Source organism: Pontixanthobacter luteolus (genome assembly GCF_947494915.1).
Taxonomy (GTDB): Bacteria; Pseudomonadota; Alphaproteobacteria; order Sphingomonadales; family Sphingomonadaceae; genus Pontixanthobacter; species Pontixanthobacter luteolus.
The window spans coordinates 1,363,969-1,380,921 of the sequence record NZ_CANLWR010000001.1 but is presented as its reverse complement, the minus strand read 5'-3'; the positions used below and the strand labels follow the sequence as shown (position 1 = coordinate 1,380,921).

Here is a 16,953-nt window from a genome sequence, read left to right as displayed (position 1 = left end):
TCTCAACCCCTCTCTTGCGTCCAGTCACCCGCGATGCCCATCCATAGCGCCACCGCCGCGATGGTCGCGGTCTCTCCTCGTAGTATTCGCGGGCCGAGTGAAATTGGTTTCACGCGCTCGTGCGATCGGAGAATTTCGCGTTCGCTGTCATCGAAGCCGCCCTCTGGCCCGGTGATCAATGCGCAAGGACCGCGAATGTAGGCGAACGCCGCCGCTGCATCTTCACCGCCCTGTTCGTCGGCAAAAAACAGTGTGCGGTCTTCAGGCCAGTTTCCGATCATGTCCGCAAACCGGATGACCGGCGACAATTCGGGCAGGGCGGTCCGCGCGCACTGTTCTGCCGCCTCGGTCAGAATGGTTTGCGCACGCTGCATATTAAGCTTGTCCGCAACGCAGCGCCGCGTGACGATCGGGGCGATCCGGCGAACACCCAGTTCCGTCGCCTTTTCCAGAACCAGATCGAAGCGGTCCTTTTTTAGCAGAGCCGGACAAAGCCAGAAATCAGGTACTTGTTCGCGTTCCCGCATCATCTGATCGACCGCCACGCTGACCGACCGTTTGCCCGCATCCGTCACGGTTGCCGCCCATTCGCCGGTCTGGTCATCGCACAGGACAATCGCGTCGCCTTCGCGCACCCGCATTACCCGCGACAGGTAGTGGGCCCTGGTCCCGTCGAGCTCTATCGAGGCGCCCGGATTCAGCTGTGTTTCGACAAATAGGCGAGGTGCGCTGCGCGGAGGCCATGCGGGAGTAGCGGGCATGGCTTTGCACTAAGCCCGGCAGGCGGTAGTAGGCAAGTATGAGTGATCAGACCGTCCCCAATCCGGCGCATGCTGAAGATATCGTGCCGGATACAGAGCATCGCGGCCTTGTCGCGCGCCTGCCGCAGGTGCCGCGCGATCTCGCTCAGTTAGCACGGTTTGACCGCCCGATTGGCTGGTGGCTGCTGTTCTGGCCCTGCGCATGGGGCGTCTGGCTCGCAGGGGCAGGTCCGCAGCTGGATTTGCTGGGCTGGTTGCTGCTGGGAAGCATTGCCATGCGCGGTGCCGGCTGCGTCTATAACGACATCGTTGATGCGAAACTGGACCGGCAGGTGGAACGGACCGCATCGCGGCCCGTCGCCAGTGGCCGGATCAGCAAGAAAGCGGCTTGGGCATGGCTGCTGTTCCTGTGTCTGATTGGCCTAACCGTCCTTCTGCAGTTGCGGATCGAGGCGCAGATTGTCGCGCTGGGCAGTTTGGCCCTCGTGGCAGCCTATCCGTTCATGAAACGCATTACCTGGTGGCCGCAGGCATGGCTGGGCATGGTCTTTACGTGGGGCCTTCCGGTGGGCTGGTTTGCGCTCCGCACTGACAATCTGGATGCAATCGCGGCCATCTATGCGGGAGCTGCCCTGTGGGTGATCGGTTTCGACACGATCTATGCGCTGCAAGACCGCGAGGACGACGCGATAGTCGGGATCAAATCCTCTGCGCTGCGACTGGGCGCCAGCGTGAAGGGCGGGGTGACGTTGTTCTACGGCTGCGCGGTCGGACTTTGGGCGCTGGGCTTCTGGCTACTCAGGGCAGACTGGGTGGCGCTGCTGGCTTTGGTGCCGGTTGCGGTGCATTTGATCTGGCAGGTTGTCACTCTCGACCCGGACGACCCATCCAATCCGCTGGACCGGTTCCGGTCGAATCGCTGGGCAGGGGCGCTAATGGCCGCCGCCTGTTTCGTGATAGGAAATGCAGGAGCCTGAACGCCGATGTGCAATCTCTACCGTATGACGAAAACTCCGGATGAGGTGGCAGGCTGGTTCGATGCTGTGAACGAAGCGGCAGGGTCGAATGTCGGCGGAGAGGTTTATCCCGGTTACCCCGGACTGGTCGTCGCAGGCGGCGCGGTCACGCAAATGGGATGGGGTTTCCCGCTGCAGCGCAAGGGCGCGTCGGGCCAGCCGTTGAAGCCCAAGCCGGTGAACAATGCCCGGACGGACAAGCTCGACGGGTTTTTCTGGAAATCGAGTTTCCAGAAACGGCGCTGTCTGATCCCCTTGACCGGCTGGGCGGAGGCGGAAGGCCCAAAGGGTGCGATGACCCGGACATGGATGGGAATGCCCGGCACCGACCTGTTCGCCGCAGCGGGTATCTGGCGAACCAGTGACGAATGGGGCGACGTCTATTCGATGATCATGACCGAGGCCGCCGGCACCGCTGCCGAGGTCCATTCGCGTATGCCGGTGCTGCTTGCGCCGGAAACTTACGAAACCTGGCTTACAGGCGAACCCGAGGCGGCATTGCGGCTGTGCAGGCCGTGGAATGACCGGCTGCTGATCGACCGGACGGATGAACCGTGGTCGCGCAGCAGCCAGGCATCGCTGCTTTAAAAAGCCGCCGGTTATTTTACCCGAACACCGCCTTTGATCACGGCATCTACGTCGGTCATTTGGCTGACATCATTCAGCGGATCGCCGTCGACTGCGATCATGTCTGCCCATGCACCCGGCTTGATCACGCCGACCTTGCCTGCCTGCCCCAGAGCTTCTGCTGCATTGACCGTCGCCGCCCGGTAAGCCTCTGCAGGGGTCATCCCGTATTCGACCATAACGCGGAACTGGCCGCCCACATCCTCGTGCGGCATCACCCCGGCATCGCTGGCAAATACCATGCGGACACCGGCCTTGTGAGCACGGCGGAAATTGTCGCGCTGTGCCTGGCTCAGCTCGCGTTCCTTGTTGAGGTTTTCTTCCAGCACACCGTTCGCCGCGCCTTGTGACAGGGTGTATTCGGTGTTGAAGATATCCATGGAAAAGAACGTGCCGCGTTCCTTGGCAAGCTTGATCGCTTCAGCGTCGGCATAGCTGGCGTGTTCGATGGTATCGAACCCTGCGCGGATCGCCGCCTTGATACCCGCTGCTCCGTGAGCGTGGGCTGCCGCTTTCAGGCCCCAGAAATGCGCCTCGTCTGCGATAGCGGTGAGTTCTTCAAGTGTAAGCTGCTGAATGCCGGGCGCGGTATTGCGAGAGAATACGCCGCCGGTTGCGCACGCCTTGATGACTTCTGCGCCGTATTTTCGCTGTTCGCGCACACGTTTGCGCAGTTCATCGGGGCTGTCGCCCACCGCTGGACTCTTCGCGTCAAAACTCGGCGGCAGGAACGTCTGGTCGCAGTGTCCCCCGGTTGCGCCGAGCGCGTGGGCCGCGCCAACAATCCGCGGTCCTTCCACCCAGCCAGCCTCGATCGCCTGATCCAGCCCGACCACATTGTAATCGGACGCGCCCAGATTGCGGACAGTTGTAAAACCGGCATGCAACATGTTGCGGGCGTTGGCAGCGCCGATGACGGTCCAGAAACGGTCGCTGAATTGCAGCCCGCTATAGCCGCCATATTCCGGCCGACCGTCGAGGTGGACATGCATGTCGATCAACCCCGGCATCAGCGTATGGCCGGACAGGTCGATCACATTGGCGCCTTCTGGCGAAGCGCCGCTGCTGACTGCAACGATTTTTCCGTCCTCGATCGTGATCAGGGGGGCAGCGACATAGCGGCCGCTTTCCACATCCAGCATCCGGTCAGCGGTGACATACGTGGTTTCGGCCAATGCCGGACTTGCCAGCAAAGCTGCTGCCGCCACGCCGATGCCGATTGAAAGATGCTTCATAATCAAGTCCCCTGTAATTTTCCCCTTCCTCTCATACAGGCAAGAGCGGTGTTGTGAACGGGCTTTGCGCCGCCGGGCCGGTGTGGCTTGGAACCAGCCGGGTTGAAGAGCGGGCGTCTCAGGATCGGCTCATTCATAGCTGACCACCTCGAATTCGATGCGGTCCCAGTCGAAGAAGTAAAACCGGCGGCCGGGTTCGTAATCATCATGGCCAAATGGTGTCAGTCCGTGGTCTGCGACGACTTTCTCGGCTGCATCCAGATCATCCACAACCAAGGCGATGTGGTTGAGCGGATTGCCTTTCTCATATCCCCCGGAGACATGGCTGCCGGTGTACAGGGCAAGATAGGTTTTGCTGTCCCCCACATGCACCGATCTGCCGTATTTCATCGACGGGCCGCGCCACCGTTCTTTCCAGCCGAGCATATCGATCAGCAATGCGGCGCTCCTTTCCGGATCGGTGACGGAAATATTGGCGTGTTCGAGTTGTCCATTCGGCATCGCTATTCTCCTGTTCGGGAGGCCCGAAATCAGCCTCGTTCTTGCGATGCAGAATCAGATACAACCTCAAGCTAACTTGAGGTCAAGTGTGTAAATCCCTATGACTGTAATCGATGAAAGCGAACGATACCCTGACGATTGGTGACCTTGCCCGGCGCACCGGACTGAGCGTTTCGGCAATCCGCTTCTACGAGGAACGCGGCCTTGTCGAAGCGATGCGGACCAGCGGAAACCAGCGCCGTTTCCTGCGTTCCGACATTCGCCGGCTCAGCTTTGTCATGATCGCCCAGCGGCTGGGGCTGGCGCTTGACCAGATCGAGGCCGAATTGGCCCGTTTGCCCCATGGCCGGACCCCGAACGCGCGGGACTGGGCGCGAATAAGCACGTCGATACGGTCCGAGATTGACCGGAGAATCGACGAACTGCAGCGCGTGCGTTCAACGCTTGACGGGTGCATAGGTTGCGGCTGCCTGAGCCTGAAGAAATGCCGGATTTACAACAAGGATGACCGGCTTGCTGCCGAAGGGCCGGGGCCGCGCAATGCGCTCGGTTAAAACTCTGGGCCCAAATCGGGATCAAGGTCGCGCGGACGTTTGAAATGCACGAGCTTTCCGCAATCTTCCTGTAAATCAGCCCAGTCGTCGATATCCAGTTCGAATACCGCAAAGGTCGCGGTTGGATATTTTGTCGCTGCCTCATCGAACAGGGCATTTTCGGCTGACGGTGCGACCAGCGTAAAAAGCATTTCCTGAAGACCAGGATTGTGCCCTACTACTAGCAGCGCATCTGCATCGCCTGCATGGTCCTGAATCGCCTCGATGATCGTATCGGTACTGGCCAGATAAAGCCGTTTGTCCCAAACCGGCTCTGCATCGGGCAGGGCAGACTGCGCGGTCAATTTTACACGCTGGGCCGGGCTGGCAATGACGACGTCGAACTTGGTCCCGTAATCGGCGATATGCCTGCCGATCAGACGCGCACCCTTCTGCCCCCGATCATTGAGACCGCGGTCGAAATCGCGCGTCCCCAGATCATCCCAGTCGGACTTCGCATGGCGGAGAAGGGCAAGAGTTTTCAAAAGGGGATTTCGTCCTCATCGATGTCCAGCGCGGGAACCTCCGCAGATCTGCGTTCTCCCGAAACACCTTCTGCGACGCGTTGTAAAGCCTCCTCCAGTGTAAGGCGTATGACAGGGGTGCGTTCGGGAAAGGCGCTGAGCAGCCGACTGGGGAACGCAGCGGACAGGACGATGAAGTGGCCCTTGTCATCCTTGCTGCGGATCAGGCGCCCGAATGCTTGCGCGAGGCGGGCGCGAATAAGCCTGTCGTCATATGCGCTGCCGCCGCCCGCCGCGCGCCTTGCGCGGTGGAGGATGCTGGGTTTCGGCCATGGCACGCCTTCCATCGCCACGCACCGCAGGCTTTCGCCAGGCACGTCGACACCGTCCCGCAAGGCATCTGTGCCGAGAAGGGATGCGCGAGGATCGTCGCGAAAGATATCCACCAGCGTACCGGTGTCGATCGGATCGACATGCTGCGCGAACAGCGGCAACCCCGCCCGGGCAAGCCGGTCAGCAATGCGCCCGTGCACGACCCGCAACCGGCGAATCGCGGTGAACAACCCCAACACACCGCCGCCGGCGGCCTCGATGATACGGGCATAGGCGCCGGCCAGTGCCGGCAGATCGCCGCGCTTGATGTCGGTAACGATCAGTACCTCTGCCCGGTTGGCGTAATCGAACGGGCTTTCCGCCGACGACATCTGCGGTTTGACCTCGATGTAGGGAGTGCCGCTGGCGGCTACCGCGCTTTCCCAGTCTTTGCCGTCCGGCCCGCGGTCGGTCAGCGTGGCAGATGTCAGCATCACCCCGTGCGATGGTTCGAGGACGACTTTGGCAAAGGGTTTCATTGGGTCGAGCCAGCGCCGGTGTATCCCAATATCGAATTCGCGCGCATCGCTGCGATCCACCGCCAGCCAGTCGACGAACTGCGGATCGCTTGGCCCGCCAAGCCGGTTGAGCAGCGATTCCCATGCACCAATCAGATCAACCCGCCAGGCGAGCGAGTGACGGGCTCCTTCGATCCGCGCACGGCCCTGTCCGTCGAGCCAGTCGGGTGCATCCTCTACAATCGCCTCCAGCCGGACGCCGAGCTTGACCAGAGGGTGCCGAATTCGGGCGAGAGCCTCCTCCGCCTCTCCGGCCAGCTGGACGAAATTACCCGGCAGCTGCGCGGCTTCCGTCTCGATGCCGTAGCCGGCTTCCTGCCCGCCGCTTTCATCGCGCGCATAAGTGAGCGCGCGGACCGCGCCGAGCAGCTTTTCCAGCGGTCCGTAAGCCTCGCCGTCATTGAGGCGCTGCAACCAGCCATCGGAGGGCAGGGCCTGCGCCGCCTCTATCGCAGCCTCGACCGCTTCGCCGCCGGCATCGTCGTAACTGGCGACGTCGGCCAGCCTTGCGGCCAGTCCTCGCCTGCGGCCTTTGGTTTTGCGTTCCGGGCCGATGATCCAGCGGCGCAATTCGATCGCCTCTGCCCCGGTGAGAGCCGCCGCGAATGTCGAATCGGCGGCCTGAAAGACATGATGCCCTTCGTCGAAGATGATGCGGCTCGGGCGCTGTGCATGATCACGGCCGCGCGCCGCATTGATCATCACCAGAGCGTGATTGGCGATCACGAGGTCGGCCTGGGCAGAGGCGCGGGCAGCCCGTTCGATGAAACATTTCCGGTAGTGCGGACAGCCGGCATAGACACATTCGCCGCGCTGGTCGGTCAGTGCGGCAATACCCCTTTTCGGATAGAGCGTGCCAAGCCAGCCCGGCAGGTCGCCGCCGATCATGTCGCCGTCGCGCGAAAAGCTGGCCCAGCGGGCGACCAGCTGCGCCAGGATTGCGGCGCGGCCGCCGAAGCCGCCTTGCAGGGCGTCCTCCAGATTGAGCAGGCAGAGGTAGTTCTCGCGCCCCTTGCGAACCACCACTGGCTGCGTCCCGTCCGCGCGTTTTTCCGGCCATGCGCGGCGGCTTTCGCTGCGCAGTTGGCGCTGCAGGTTCTTGGTAAAAGTGGACACCCACACGGTCCCCTTTGCGCTTTCGGCCCAAAGCGATGACGGCGCGAGATAGCCAAGCGTCTTGCCAATACCGGTCCCTGCTTGGGCGAGCAGGACGTGGGGCAGCTTTTGCGAACTGCGCGGGGCGAAAACCTTGCCGACGGCTTTGGCATAGGCGCGCTGGCCATCACGGCGTTCGGCACCTTCGCCGGTCAGCCGCTCTAATTGGGCCTCGACCTCGCTGTCATCCATCATGATCTGGGCGGGTTGCGGACGTTCAGGACTTTCATCCCACTCCGGCAATTTGGAAAACAGCCATCTTTCGGCCCGTTCCGGCTTGCGGATATGCGGTGCCAGAACCTGTGCCCACGGCCAGCGTGCTTTGGTCAGCGATTGCAGTGCCGACCAGGCACCATCGCGCTGTTCCCAGTTCTCGCTCTCGCAAACCTCCAATATCGCACCGGCGGCAGTCTGCAGCAACGCAGGAACCGCATCATCGCTGGCAGGCTCTTCCAGCCCCAGCGCATGGGCAAGACCCTTGGGCGTGGGTACACAGAATTTGGCCGGAAAAACGAAGGCATAGAGCTCCAGCAGGTCCAGACCAGACAGATCCGGATAGCCAAGCCGCGTTGCAACCAGCGGTGCGTTTAGGATCAACGCCGGCGTATCGGCGGCAGCCATGATCGCCTCGCCCTTGGATAGCCCTCTCGTGCTGCCATTCGCATCCCGCAGCCAGGTTCCGGCATGGCTCGAATGCAGCGCGGGGAGGGGTAGAGGGGCAGGCATTTCCGCAGCTATGATTTGGGAGGAACGAAAAGTAAACGTTTGCGCCTTAGCTTTCCAGAAATCCGCGCTTCCAGAATTGCAAAGGAGCCGACGAATGCGGTCTTTCTGTACTTTCATTGCTGCTTCGGCCATCGCCGTGCCTGCCGCTTATGCGCCAGCTGCCGCGCAGGAGAGTCCGGTTGCGGTGGTGCAGAGCCACATCGATGCGTACCGGGCCAGGAATCTCAACGCCTTCATGCGTAGCTTCGCAAGCGATGCGGTGGTGGTGATTGACGGAGTGGCGGTGCAGGGACACGCGCAGATCCGTGAGCTGTATTCGCTAAATTTCGCGCCCGGCGCTCCGAAATTGAAGATGATTTCCAGCGGACAAGCAGACGGCGTGGTGTGGTTCGAATCTGGCTACGTATTCCAGGACGGCTCGGAACTGTGCTGCGGATATTCCGAATACACGGTTGAAAACGGCAAGATCACAATGTTGGTTGCCCGCACCGCCTGAGCCGTTTTGAGATAGCTGTGTCCGAACTTAACGGTACAGCTATTTCTGCTTCGTCCTGCGCTTCGCACTTGCAACATGGGACGAAGCGCGCAAAAGCGCTCCCATGACTGACAGCACTTTGATCGAAGCCGCACGAAACTCCAAGGCATGGCCTTTTCAGGAGGCGCAGCGGCTGCTCAAACGGTATCCGGACGGCACCAAGCCGAACGGAGAGCCGGTGCTGTTCGAAACCGGATATGGCCCATCGGGCCTGCCGCACATAGGTACATTTCAGGAAGTCTTGCGGACGACCTTTGTTCGCCGGGCATACGAGGCGCTGACGGGCGGCGCACCGACGCGGCTGGTCGCGTTTAGCGATGATATGGACGGCCTGCGCAAGGTGCCCGACAATGTGCCGAACCAGGCGATGCTGACCGAAAACCTCGGCAAGCCGCTAAGCCGAATTCCCGATCCTTTCGAAAAATATGAAAGCTTTGCGCACCACAATAATGCGAAGCTTCGCGAATTCCTTGACCGGTTCGGGTTCGAATATGAATTCGTTGCCGGATCGGAACGGTATAATTCGGGCGCATTCGACGATGCGCTGAGGAACGTCCTGCGCCACAATCAGGCCATTCTCGACATAATGCTGCCGACGCTGCGTGCAGAGCGCGCGGCGACATATTCGCCGATCATGCCGATCAGCCCGACCACGGGTGCCGTGTTGCAGGTCCCGGTCGAAGTGGTTGATGCTGATGCCGGTTTGATCCGCTTCACCGACGAAGATGGCAGCGTGGTCGAGCAAAGCGCTCTGGGCGGCCAGTCAAAGCTGCAATGGAAGGTCGATTTCGCCATGCGCTGGGTCGCGCAGGACGTCGATTATGAAATGTATGGCAAGGATCTGACCGACACTGGTGTCCAGTCAGGCAAGATTGCCAAGGTGCTGGGCGGCCGCAAGCCCGAAGGCCTGATTTATGAGCTGTTCCTGGATGAAAACGGCGAGAAGATTTCCAAGTCAAAGGGCAACGGCCTGACAATCGAGCAATGGCTCGAATACGGTACGGAAGAAAGCCTGGGTTTCTACATTTTCCCGAACCCGAAAAGCGCCAAGCAATTGCATGTCGGCGTGATCCCGCGTGCGGTCGATGATTACTGGCAGTTCCGCGAACGTCTGGCCGAACAGCCGCTCGACAAGCAACTGGGCAACCCTGTGTGGCACTTGCTGCGGGCGAACCAGAAGTTCGACGGGCCGGACGCCCCTGGTGCCGGGGATACGGTGCCGGTAACATTCGGTCTGCTGCTCAATCTGGTTGGCGTGCTTGGCGCAGAGGCGAGCAGGGATCAGGTTTGGTCCTACCTCGCCAACTATGTTGCCGATGCAGACCCGGACAAGCATCCGGCGGTGGACGAAATGGTTCGGGCAGCGCTTGCCTATAACCGCGACTTCATCGCGCCGACCTTGAACAAGCGCGCGCCGAGCGAAAACGAAGCCGCGGCGCTGCGCGCGCTGGATGCCGAACTGGCAGGATTGGCGGGATCGATGTCTGCGGAAGACCTGCAGACCAAGGTTTACGAGATCGGCAAGCAGGAAGAGTTTGCGTTCGAGAGTCTGCGTGACTGGTTCAAGGCGCTCTATGAAACGCTGCTTGGATCATCCGCAGGGCCGCGCATGGGCAGCTTCATCGCGCTTTATGGAATCGAAAACACGCGCAGCCTGATTGCGGAAGCGCTCGCACGCTAAGCTGCGGGATCAGCCCCAGCGGCGCGTGCGGTACCACTTGGTGATCACGTATTTCGTGCCTGCCTCGACTGGGGTTCCTGCGTGCATCGTGTTTTCGTTCGGCGTGCCGTCTGGCAGCGCGTTATTCCACACGAGCAGCACACCCGGCTTCGGGTCGATCTTCACGCCCACTTCGGTGAAGTGCGTCGCTCCGCCTTTTTCAACCGGGTTGAGAAACGCCATCGCTGTCCAGCTGCGCTGACCGCCGCGTTTGCGTTCTGCCTTCCAGTAATCCTGATCGGTATAGAACCAGTCATTGTGCGGCTTGAACTGCTGGCCAGGCATATAACGCTGGCCCTGAATCGCCTCGCCGCATTCCGCCTTGATGCCCAGCAGGTCGTCGATCCGGCGCGATATACCGGTTACAAACGGGTCGCGTGGGTCGAGATTTCCGGAATACGACGTTCGAAATCCGGTTGAATAATCGACATTGAACAGTTCGCTGGGCTGCGCGACCAGATCGATCATCATGCACAGACGCTGGCATTCAGCACCGGTCAAAAACCCGCCAATTGCGAAGATTTCCGCCTTGTCAGTCTTGACCTTGTAAGCTTTCGGGTCGGCTTCCAAACGCTTGCGAACATTCGCGCCTACACGTTTGAGCGCATCCTTGTCGGGTGTATTTGCAGTCTTTGTCATCGGCCGCTGTCTAGCACCGAAATGCCGCCCTTCAACAGGCTGTCTTGTCGGCAGCGTCAGGGATGATAGAATCAGCCCAGAAACAATCAGGAAGGCCCCGGCATGAATACATCGACACAGGCACGTTATTCCAAGGGGGCGATGCTGTTCCACTGGGTGATTGCGATCGCGGTAATCGCGAACTGGCGCATTGCAGAAGCCGCTGAACATGCCGAGATGCCAGCAAAGGCCGAGATTTTCGGTTACCACAAGGCGCTGGGGATCACGATCCTGGTTCTGACCATTGGCCGCCTGCTGTGGCGGTGGGCGCATCCCGTTCCGCCGCTGCCGTCCACATTGGCAAAGTGGGAAGCAGCGCTTGCCCGCACGGTTCATGTGATTTTCTATGTATTGCTGATCGGCCTGCCGATTGGCGGGTGGCTGGCCAACTCCCTTACCGGGCGCAGCGTCGATATGTTCGGCCTGTTCACTATTCCTCCTTTGCCGGTGGGCATGAACGAAGCGCTTGGCAAGTCGATCTTCGATCTGCACGGTTTGGGCGGCGAGATATTCATCTATCTGATTGCACTGCATATCCTTGGCGCGCTGAAGCATACGTTCATAGACAAGAATGGCGGTATCTTCCGGATGCTGCCGTTCGGCAAAGTCTGAAAGAGACTGGGTTAACCGGTAAAAGAAAGGCCCCCGCCAGAACACTGGCGGGGGCCTTTTTTGTCTACCGGTCAATCTGTCCGGCAGAGTGACGATCCGCTGTTACCAGAAGAAGTCGTAGATCACATCGACCACTTCGCCGCTATAAACGTTCACCAGCATCACGTCGTCGTAATAGCGAACCCAGCGGTATGGTCCGTACACTTCGGGCAGACGATACTGCCAAGGGTCACTGATCCAGTACCGGTTGCTGTAGAACAGGCTGTCGAGATAGAACCCGATGCTGATCCGGCTGTAACGATAGTCACGGTACGGTGAATAGTAACGACCGAGGTTGAACAGGCTGCGGTTATACCGGCGGTAATTGTGCCAGTTGTACCGGTTGTTTGTGCGCCAAGCGTTGCGGTTCCACTTGCGATATTGACGGTTGTAGCGGCGCTGATCCCGGCGGACGTCTGCCCTGCGTTCAGCACGGCGGCCATCGCGGTATCCGGCGCGCCGACCATCACGATATGTGCGGCTGCGGTCACGGTCGGTGTAGGTGCGGTTGCGCTCTACCCGGCGTTCGGTGCGGCGGTCTACTCTGCGTTCAGCACGGCGGTCAGCCCTACGGTCTGCTCGACGCTCGACACGGCGGTCTGCCTGACGATCGGCGCGGCGCTCGGTCCTGCGTTCAGCACGCTGGCGTGCCTCGACTGGAGCAATTGCAGGGCCACGGGCACGGCGTTGGTCGCGATTGCCCGCTGTCCAAGCCCGATCACGGCGATCAATAGTGGCTTGGGCGCGGGCATTCCGATTTTCAGCACGCACCGCTGGCTTTGTTGCATTGCGCGTCCGTTGGCGGTTGGTGTCGCGATTGGCGCGCCGATCTTGGCGTGCTTCGCGGCGTTCCGACCGGTTTGCCCGGGCTTGGCCGCGATTGTTGCGGTTCTGGCGTGCCTGGCTGCGATCACGATCGCTGCGGTCCGCTCGCTGGGTATCTGCGCTGGCTGCTTCGGCAGCTTGCGCGGGCAGGGCACTCAACGCCATCGCCAAGGCGAGGGCCGATGCGCTTCCTGCGGATAAAAGATGTTTAATAGTCATGCGGCTCTCCGTAAATTCAATGCCGCGCCCACCCTGCGGCTCACTTGATAACGCTCTTCTAGTTCAGCTTTGATGACAGTAATCTGAACGGAGCAGTTAGGCATCTGTTAATATAAGGCGGGCTTTCGATGAACTGCCGATCCGATTGACTCGGCGGTCCGTGTCGTGGCTAAGAGCGCCCATGGACATGACCCTTGCCGACGTAGAGAAAGATATCAAGACCCGCCTGCAGCAAGGGGCGACGAGCCGCAAATCTGCAATGCATACCTGTGTGGTGGCAACAGCCGATTGCGATCTGCGAGTGATGGTGCTGCGCGAATATTGCAGTGAGACCAATCGCCTGCGTTTTCACACCGATTCTCGCACACCGAAGGTAACCGCAATCGCTGGCAATCCTTCAGTGGCGGTGCTGGCCTATGACCAACAGGGAAAGGTTCAAATCCGGATGCGGGGGACGGCACGCGTCGAACAGGACGGGCCCGTTGCCGATGCCGCATGGGCCGAGGCAACGAACTTTGCCAAGCGATGCTATCTCGCGCAGCAAGCGCCCAGTTCTGCAGTGCCAGAACCGACTTCAGGCCTGCCGCAATGGGCGGAGGGGACGAACCCCGCCGACGAAGAAGTTGCGCCAGCGCGCGACAATTTTGCGGTGCTGCTGATCGAGATTGCGCAGTTTGACTGGCTGTATCTGGCGAATGAGGGGCACCGGCGAGCGCGAATCACTCCGGGCGAGGATGGGGCCGAGCCGGATCGAACATGGTTGGTTCCGTAAGTCAGCCAATTGGGGCAAGCAAAACGCAAACCCGGGCATTTGACGTCAGGCAGCGCCGATGTTGCGCAGTTTGGCCAGCAGGCTTTCTTCAGTGAAAGGCTTGGTCACGAATTCGTCCGCACCGACATCGATTGCCTTGTGGATGTCCATGGCACTCGAATGCGTTGTGCAGAACACGACTTTCGGTTGCTTCGCGCTTTCAACCGCGCGCAATTTGGCGAGGAATTCGATACCGGTCATGATTGGCATGTCCCAGTCGAGCATGATCAGGTCGGGCATTGAAGCTCCGCACTTGGCCAGTGCTTCCTCACCATTTTCAGCTTCTGCCACGGCATAACCGCGTGCTTCGATAATTTGGCGGGCAATTTTCCGGATCATGCGCGAATCGTCGACCAGCAGGCAATGCCGGGCCGTTTCCGTCGCTGAATCGACCGGAGTCGGCGTAGCCGGAGCCACGCGGCGGCCGTAGGATGTCGGTTGGGCGGGCGCTGTAGCCGGCTGCGGAGCGGCTGGTTCCTGAACCGACGCGGCAGGCTGATCCGGCAGAGCCACGTCTTCTTCGCGCGGTGCCGGCGTATCCGTCTTCGGCGATTCCGGCTGGTTGTCCTGGTCCGGCGTGCTGCGTCGTTTGATCAGATTGTGAATGGGACTACCTCCCCTTGATCGCGGGCTTCGCGTTTTGCCAACGGAGACACAGCGTCTTCTTCGCCTGCTGTTTTGCGCACATGCAGGTAAGGCACCCAGACATCGCCATATTCGGCTTTCTGGTACCACAGGTCCAGAATGTCATAGCTGGCCCAGAAGCCGTTCTGATCCTGCAGGCGCACACCTTCTCCGATGCGCGGAACCACGGCAAACTTCACTTTCTCGTGCGTTTGCGTGCTCTCATTCTGGATCTCGACATCAATCACTTTGGCGCGTCCCCAACTCTCGGTCTGGTTCAAGTAGCCTGATTTGGTTGATGGATTGCTAAGGAGGTCGAATTGATCAGCTGCAATCCGTATTTTGTGGCCAGGATTGCCTCTTGCGTTGCCGGTTCTTCGAGGTAAATGCCCTCGCGTGAACCGGTTAATTCGCCTCGTTGCCCTGCTTTCAGTCCTGATGGCTTCCTTGATACCTGGCGGGTACATGGTCGCATCTGCCAAAGATGGCTCGTTGACTGTGCGGATGTGCAATACCGGTGACACGAGCCAGCGGCAGGTGTCCCGCGTCGACCCCGATTACGAAACCTATCTGCTACTGTATGGCGAAGTTCCGGAAACGGATGCGGATCCCGTGGATGAGCCATGCGATATGGGTCCGTCACCATTGGGCAAGCTGGATTCCGCGTTGATCCTCCCCGCCGCTTTGATTGGCGATGCGCCGGTCCAAGGGCTGGGCCGCAAGGTTCTGACAGGGATTTTCCCGGCTGCGCTTCCTCCATCCACCGGACCACCTGCCACCTGAAAATTCGAACCATCCGGGTTTTCGCCCGCGCACACGATTTTTCAGGAATTATCTATGTCTAATACTACCCGAATTGCGGGCGCGATCGCGCTTGCGACTGCTATCACTCCTTTCACTGCCGCAACTGCGCACTCCGTTTATGCAGACGACCATGCGCCGATTGGCGTAATGGCCGACCACGCGCATAAGAAAGGGGAAATCATGTTCTCGCTGCGCGCGATGCATATGGAAATGGACGGGAACCAGATCGGCACCGACGATGTCTCGCCAGATACGATCGTGACCACCATCCCCAATCGATTTGCCGGCATCGGGATGCAGCCGCCCACGCTGCGCGTGGTGCCGCAGACCATGCGTGCCGACATGTACATGTTCGGCATGATGTATGCCCCGTCAGATGCAGTCACGCTGGCCGTGATGGGCAAATACATCGAAAAAGAGATGGAAATGACCGTTTATCAAGGCGGCATGGGCACGGCCCAACTGGGGGATAATGCCACCAGTTCCAAGGGTTTCGGCGATGTGAAGACCGTGGCGATCATGCCGCTGCTCGGCCATCCCGACAAGGAAGCGGACAACCGCGACGAACTGTATCTGAAAGCGGGTGTGAATATTCCGGTCGGTTCGACAACCAAAACCGCGCAAATGCTGACTCCGATGAACACCACGCCTGTGATGCGTATGCCCTATGGGATGCAACTGGGCACCGGAACCTGGGATTTCGAACCGACACTGACTTACAAGATGCGGCGCGGCAAGTTCGGCCTGGGTCTTCAGGCCAGCGCATCGATCAAGCTGGGTGATAATGACCAGGGCTATAGCTTCGGGGACAGCTATGAAAGCACCGCATGGCTCAGCTACCGCCCTGCGCAGTGGGTCAGCCTGTCGGGCCGAGTCAAAGCGCGGACGATGGGGCCTATCGACGGGATTGATCCGGTACTCATGGGCCCCGCACAAGGTGCAAATCCCGACTATTACGGGGCTGAGCGTGTGGACTTGATAGCCGGCGTGAACTTTGTCGCCACTCATGGCTCGCTGGCTGGTCACCGCTTGGGGATCGAACTGGGTAAACCGGTCTATCAGGACCTCAACGGACCACAAATGGCCGGAGACTGGTCAGTAACCGTCGGCTGGCAAAAAGCTTACTGATCCGCAGGTTCGGAAGTTTGATGCAAAAAGGGGCGGGCCAAATGGTCCGCCCCTGATCGTTTGGGTCAATGCGCAAATTCTGCGTTCAGCAGGTCACGCTGCCTGCTTGATTTCGCGCAGGGTCAGATCGAATGTCAGATCCTCACCGGCCAGCGGATGATTGCCGTCAGCTTTGACAGACTGTTCGCCGACTTCGATGATGTGCAGCGTCATCGGCTGGCCATCGGGTGATTGCGCCTGCATCGCCATGCCCGGCTGCGGCGCTGGTTCCGGCGGCAGGTTTGCGCGGGGAATTTCGATGATCAGTTCTTCGCGGCGAGGGCCGAATGCCATGTCGCAGGGGATTGCAATCGTCTGCTGGTCGCCGACCTTCATACCGGTCAATGCTTCTTCGATCTGCGGAAAGATCTGCCCGTTGCCGAGCTGAATATCTTGCGGTCCGACCTGAGCCGTATTGCCAATTTCCTCACCGTCAGTCCGCTTGAGGACGTAGTCGATTGTTACGGTGTCACCGTTGCTGGGAGTAGTCATGCAAGTCCTTTGGATTTTGTGTTCGCGGCAGAGAAATGCCGCCTGGAACGCACTCGCTTGCCGAGCGCCTTGGGATTAAGTCTCGCAAGTCAGAGTGTGCGAGTCAAATACGCGGGTCAAAATCAAATCTTAGCAATTTAACGCGATTGATCACTACCATGCAGTGCAACCGTAGAACCGCTGTCCTGGCCTCTCTCGCCTTTGGTGCAGTTTGCGCAGGCTTTGCGCTGGATGCACCGGCCCCGGAAACTCCCATTTCCGGCAAGGCGGTTCGCGGCGCTGGCGGTATCATCAACGGCGCCGTCGAAATCTTCGGTCCGACCGGGGCGGCTGCGGCATTCGTGGTTCTCGGTATAGCTATGGCGGGTTTGTCTGCACTGATGTGTCCGTCGTCACGGCAGTGAGCGGCGATGAGGTGCCGATAACCAGTGGATGCCGGATTGCCGCACGTCCGTACAC

General features: G+C 60.0%; 20 protein-coding genes. 10 read left to right on the top strand and 10 right to left on the bottom strand.

Translation table 11 applies throughout. The features are described 5' to 3' along the window. Window positions 1–2 precede the first annotated feature (2 nt). On the bottom strand, window positions 3–761 hold the full coding sequence (locus tag PO778_RS06690) for a 16S rRNA (uracil(1498)-N(3))-methyltransferase (protein WP_271439007.1): 759 nt from the start codon (window positions 759–761) through the stop codon (window positions 3–5). 38 nt (window positions 762–799) lie between these two features. Between PO778_RS06690 and ubiA the strand changes: the two genes are divergently transcribed. Together ubiA and PO778_RS06680 are read left to right on the top strand one after the other, a co-directional pair. Beyond that, on the top strand, window positions 800–1,738 hold the full coding sequence (ubiA, locus tag PO778_RS06685; protein ID WP_271439006.1) for a 4-hydroxybenzoate octaprenyltransferase: 939 nt from the start codon (window positions 800–802) through the stop codon (window positions 1,736–1,738). Between the two features lie 6 nt (window positions 1,739–1,744). Continuing rightward, window positions 1,745–2,365 (top strand): SOS response-associated peptidase, encoded by a 621-nt coding sequence (locus tag PO778_RS06680; RefSeq protein WP_271439005.1) that lies wholly within the window; start codon window positions 1,745–1,747, stop codon window positions 2,363–2,365. 11 nt (window positions 2,366–2,376) lie between these two features. Here PO778_RS06680 and PO778_RS06675 read toward each other — a convergent pair whose 3' ends face one another. Together PO778_RS06675 and PO778_RS06670 are read right to left on the bottom strand one after the other, a co-directional pair. Then, window positions 2,377–3,639: a Xaa-Pro dipeptidase gene (locus tag PO778_RS06675; RefSeq protein ID WP_271439004.1), complete on the bottom strand. Its 1,263-nt coding sequence runs from the start codon at window positions 3,637–3,639 to the stop codon at window positions 2,377–2,379. A 129-nt stretch (window positions 3,640–3,768) separates the two neighbouring features. After that, window positions 3,769–4,140: a VOC family protein gene (locus tag PO778_RS06670; protein ID WP_271439003.1), complete on the bottom strand. Its 372-nt coding sequence runs from the start codon at window positions 4,138–4,140 to the stop codon at window positions 3,769–3,771. Between the two features lie 113 nt (window positions 4,141–4,253). Here PO778_RS06670 and soxR point away from each other — a divergent pair, with 113 nt between their 5' ends. Beyond that, window positions 4,254–4,694, top strand: coding sequence for a redox-sensitive transcriptional activator SoxR (gene soxR / locus PO778_RS06665; protein ID WP_271439002.1), 441 nt, complete (start codon window positions 4,254–4,256; stop codon window positions 4,692–4,694). Here the strand turns inward: soxR and PO778_RS06660 are convergent. Together PO778_RS06660 and PO778_RS06655 are read right to left on the bottom strand one after the other, a co-directional pair. Beyond that, window positions 4,691–5,218 carry a SixA phosphatase family protein gene (locus PO778_RS06660; RefSeq protein ID WP_160730157.1) on the bottom strand — a complete coding sequence of 176 codons (528 nt, stop codon included), beginning with the start codon at window positions 5,216–5,218 and terminating at the stop codon, window positions 4,691–4,693. The genes soxR and PO778_RS06660 overlap by 4 nt on opposite strands. Then, window positions 5,215–7,968 carry an ATP-dependent DNA helicase gene (locus tag PO778_RS06655; RefSeq protein ID WP_271439001.1) on the bottom strand — a complete coding sequence of 918 codons (2,754 nt, stop codon included), beginning with the start codon at window positions 7,966–7,968 and terminating at the stop codon, window positions 5,215–5,217. The genes PO778_RS06660 and PO778_RS06655 overlap by 4 nt, the downstream gene beginning before the upstream one ends. 94 nt (window positions 7,969–8,062) lie before the next feature. On the opposite strand from PO778_RS06655, the gene PO778_RS06650 reads away from it, so the two are divergent. Continuing rightward, the gene (locus PO778_RS06650; protein WP_271439000.1) at window positions 8,063–8,464 is read left to right on the top strand and encodes a nuclear transport factor 2 family protein; all 402 of its coding nucleotides are present in this window, start codon (window positions 8,063–8,065) and stop codon (window positions 8,462–8,464) included. A 103-nt stretch (window positions 8,465–8,567) separates the two neighbouring features. Beyond that, on the top strand, window positions 8,568–10,184 hold the full coding sequence (locus tag PO778_RS06645; RefSeq protein ID WP_271438999.1) for a lysine--tRNA ligase: 1,617 nt from the start codon (window positions 8,568–8,570) through the stop codon (window positions 10,182–10,184). Window positions 10,185–10,193: 9 nt separating this feature from the next. Here PO778_RS06645 and PO778_RS06640 read toward each other — a convergent pair whose 3' ends face one another. Continuing rightward, the gene (locus PO778_RS06640) at window positions 10,194–10,862 is read right to left on the bottom strand and encodes a prolyl hydroxylase family protein (RefSeq protein WP_160730153.1); all 669 of its coding nucleotides are present in this window, start codon (window positions 10,860–10,862) and stop codon (window positions 10,194–10,196) included. 102 nt (window positions 10,863–10,964) lie between these two features. Between PO778_RS06640 and PO778_RS06635 the strand changes: the two genes are divergently transcribed. Then, the gene (locus tag PO778_RS06635) at window positions 10,965–11,513 is read left to right on the top strand and encodes a cytochrome b (RefSeq protein ID WP_160730152.1); all 549 of its coding nucleotides are present in this window, start codon (window positions 10,965–10,967) and stop codon (window positions 11,511–11,513) included. Between the two features lie 102 nt (window positions 11,514–11,615). Here PO778_RS06635 and PO778_RS06630 read toward each other — a convergent pair whose 3' ends face one another. Further along, entirely contained in the window at window positions 11,616–12,596 is a 981-nt protein-coding gene (locus tag PO778_RS06630) for an RcnB family protein (RefSeq protein WP_271438998.1), read from the bottom strand. Between the two features lie 181 nt (window positions 12,597–12,777). Between PO778_RS06630 and PO778_RS06625 the strand changes: the two genes are divergently transcribed. Further along, a complete protein-coding gene (locus tag PO778_RS06625) occupies window positions 12,778–13,368 on the top strand; it encodes a pyridoxamine 5'-phosphate oxidase family protein (protein ID WP_271438997.1) in 591 nt (196 codons plus the stop codon). Between the two features lie 45 nt (window positions 13,369–13,413). Here the strand turns inward: PO778_RS06625 and PO778_RS06620 are convergent, their stop codons facing one another. Next, complete coding sequence (locus PO778_RS06620; protein WP_333908179.1) at window positions 13,414–13,920, bottom strand: response regulator; 507 nt, start codon at window positions 13,918–13,920, stop codon at window positions 13,414–13,416. Between the two features lie 80 nt (window positions 13,921–14,000). Beyond that, complete coding sequence (locus PO778_RS06615) at window positions 14,001–14,279, bottom strand: hypothetical protein (protein WP_160730150.1); 279 nt, start codon at window positions 14,277–14,279, stop codon at window positions 14,001–14,003. 148 nt (window positions 14,280–14,427) lie between these two features. Here PO778_RS06615 and PO778_RS06610 point away from each other — a divergent pair, with 148 nt between their 5' ends. Further along, the gene (locus tag PO778_RS06610; protein ID WP_271438996.1) at window positions 14,428–14,814 is read left to right on the top strand and encodes a hypothetical protein; all 387 of its coding nucleotides are present in this window, start codon (window positions 14,428–14,430) and stop codon (window positions 14,812–14,814) included. Between the two features lie 54 nt (window positions 14,815–14,868). After that, window positions 14,869–15,963: a transporter gene (locus PO778_RS06605; protein WP_271438995.1), complete on the top strand. Its 1,095-nt coding sequence runs from the start codon at window positions 14,869–14,871 to the stop codon at window positions 15,961–15,963. A gap of 93 nt (window positions 15,964–16,056) precedes the next feature. On the opposite strand, the gene PO778_RS06600 is transcribed toward PO778_RS06605, so the two are convergent. Next, window positions 16,057–16,494 (bottom strand): FKBP-type peptidyl-prolyl cis-trans isomerase, encoded by a 438-nt coding sequence (locus tag PO778_RS06600; protein ID WP_271438994.1) that lies wholly within the window; start codon window positions 16,492–16,494, stop codon window positions 16,057–16,059. Between the two features lie 158 nt (window positions 16,495–16,652). Between PO778_RS06600 and PO778_RS06595 the strand changes: the two genes are divergently transcribed. Continuing rightward, on the top strand, window positions 16,653–16,898 hold the full coding sequence (locus PO778_RS06595; RefSeq protein ID WP_271438993.1) for a hypothetical protein: 246 nt from the start codon (window positions 16,653–16,655) through the stop codon (window positions 16,896–16,898). Window positions 16,899–16,953 lie beyond the last annotated feature (55 nt).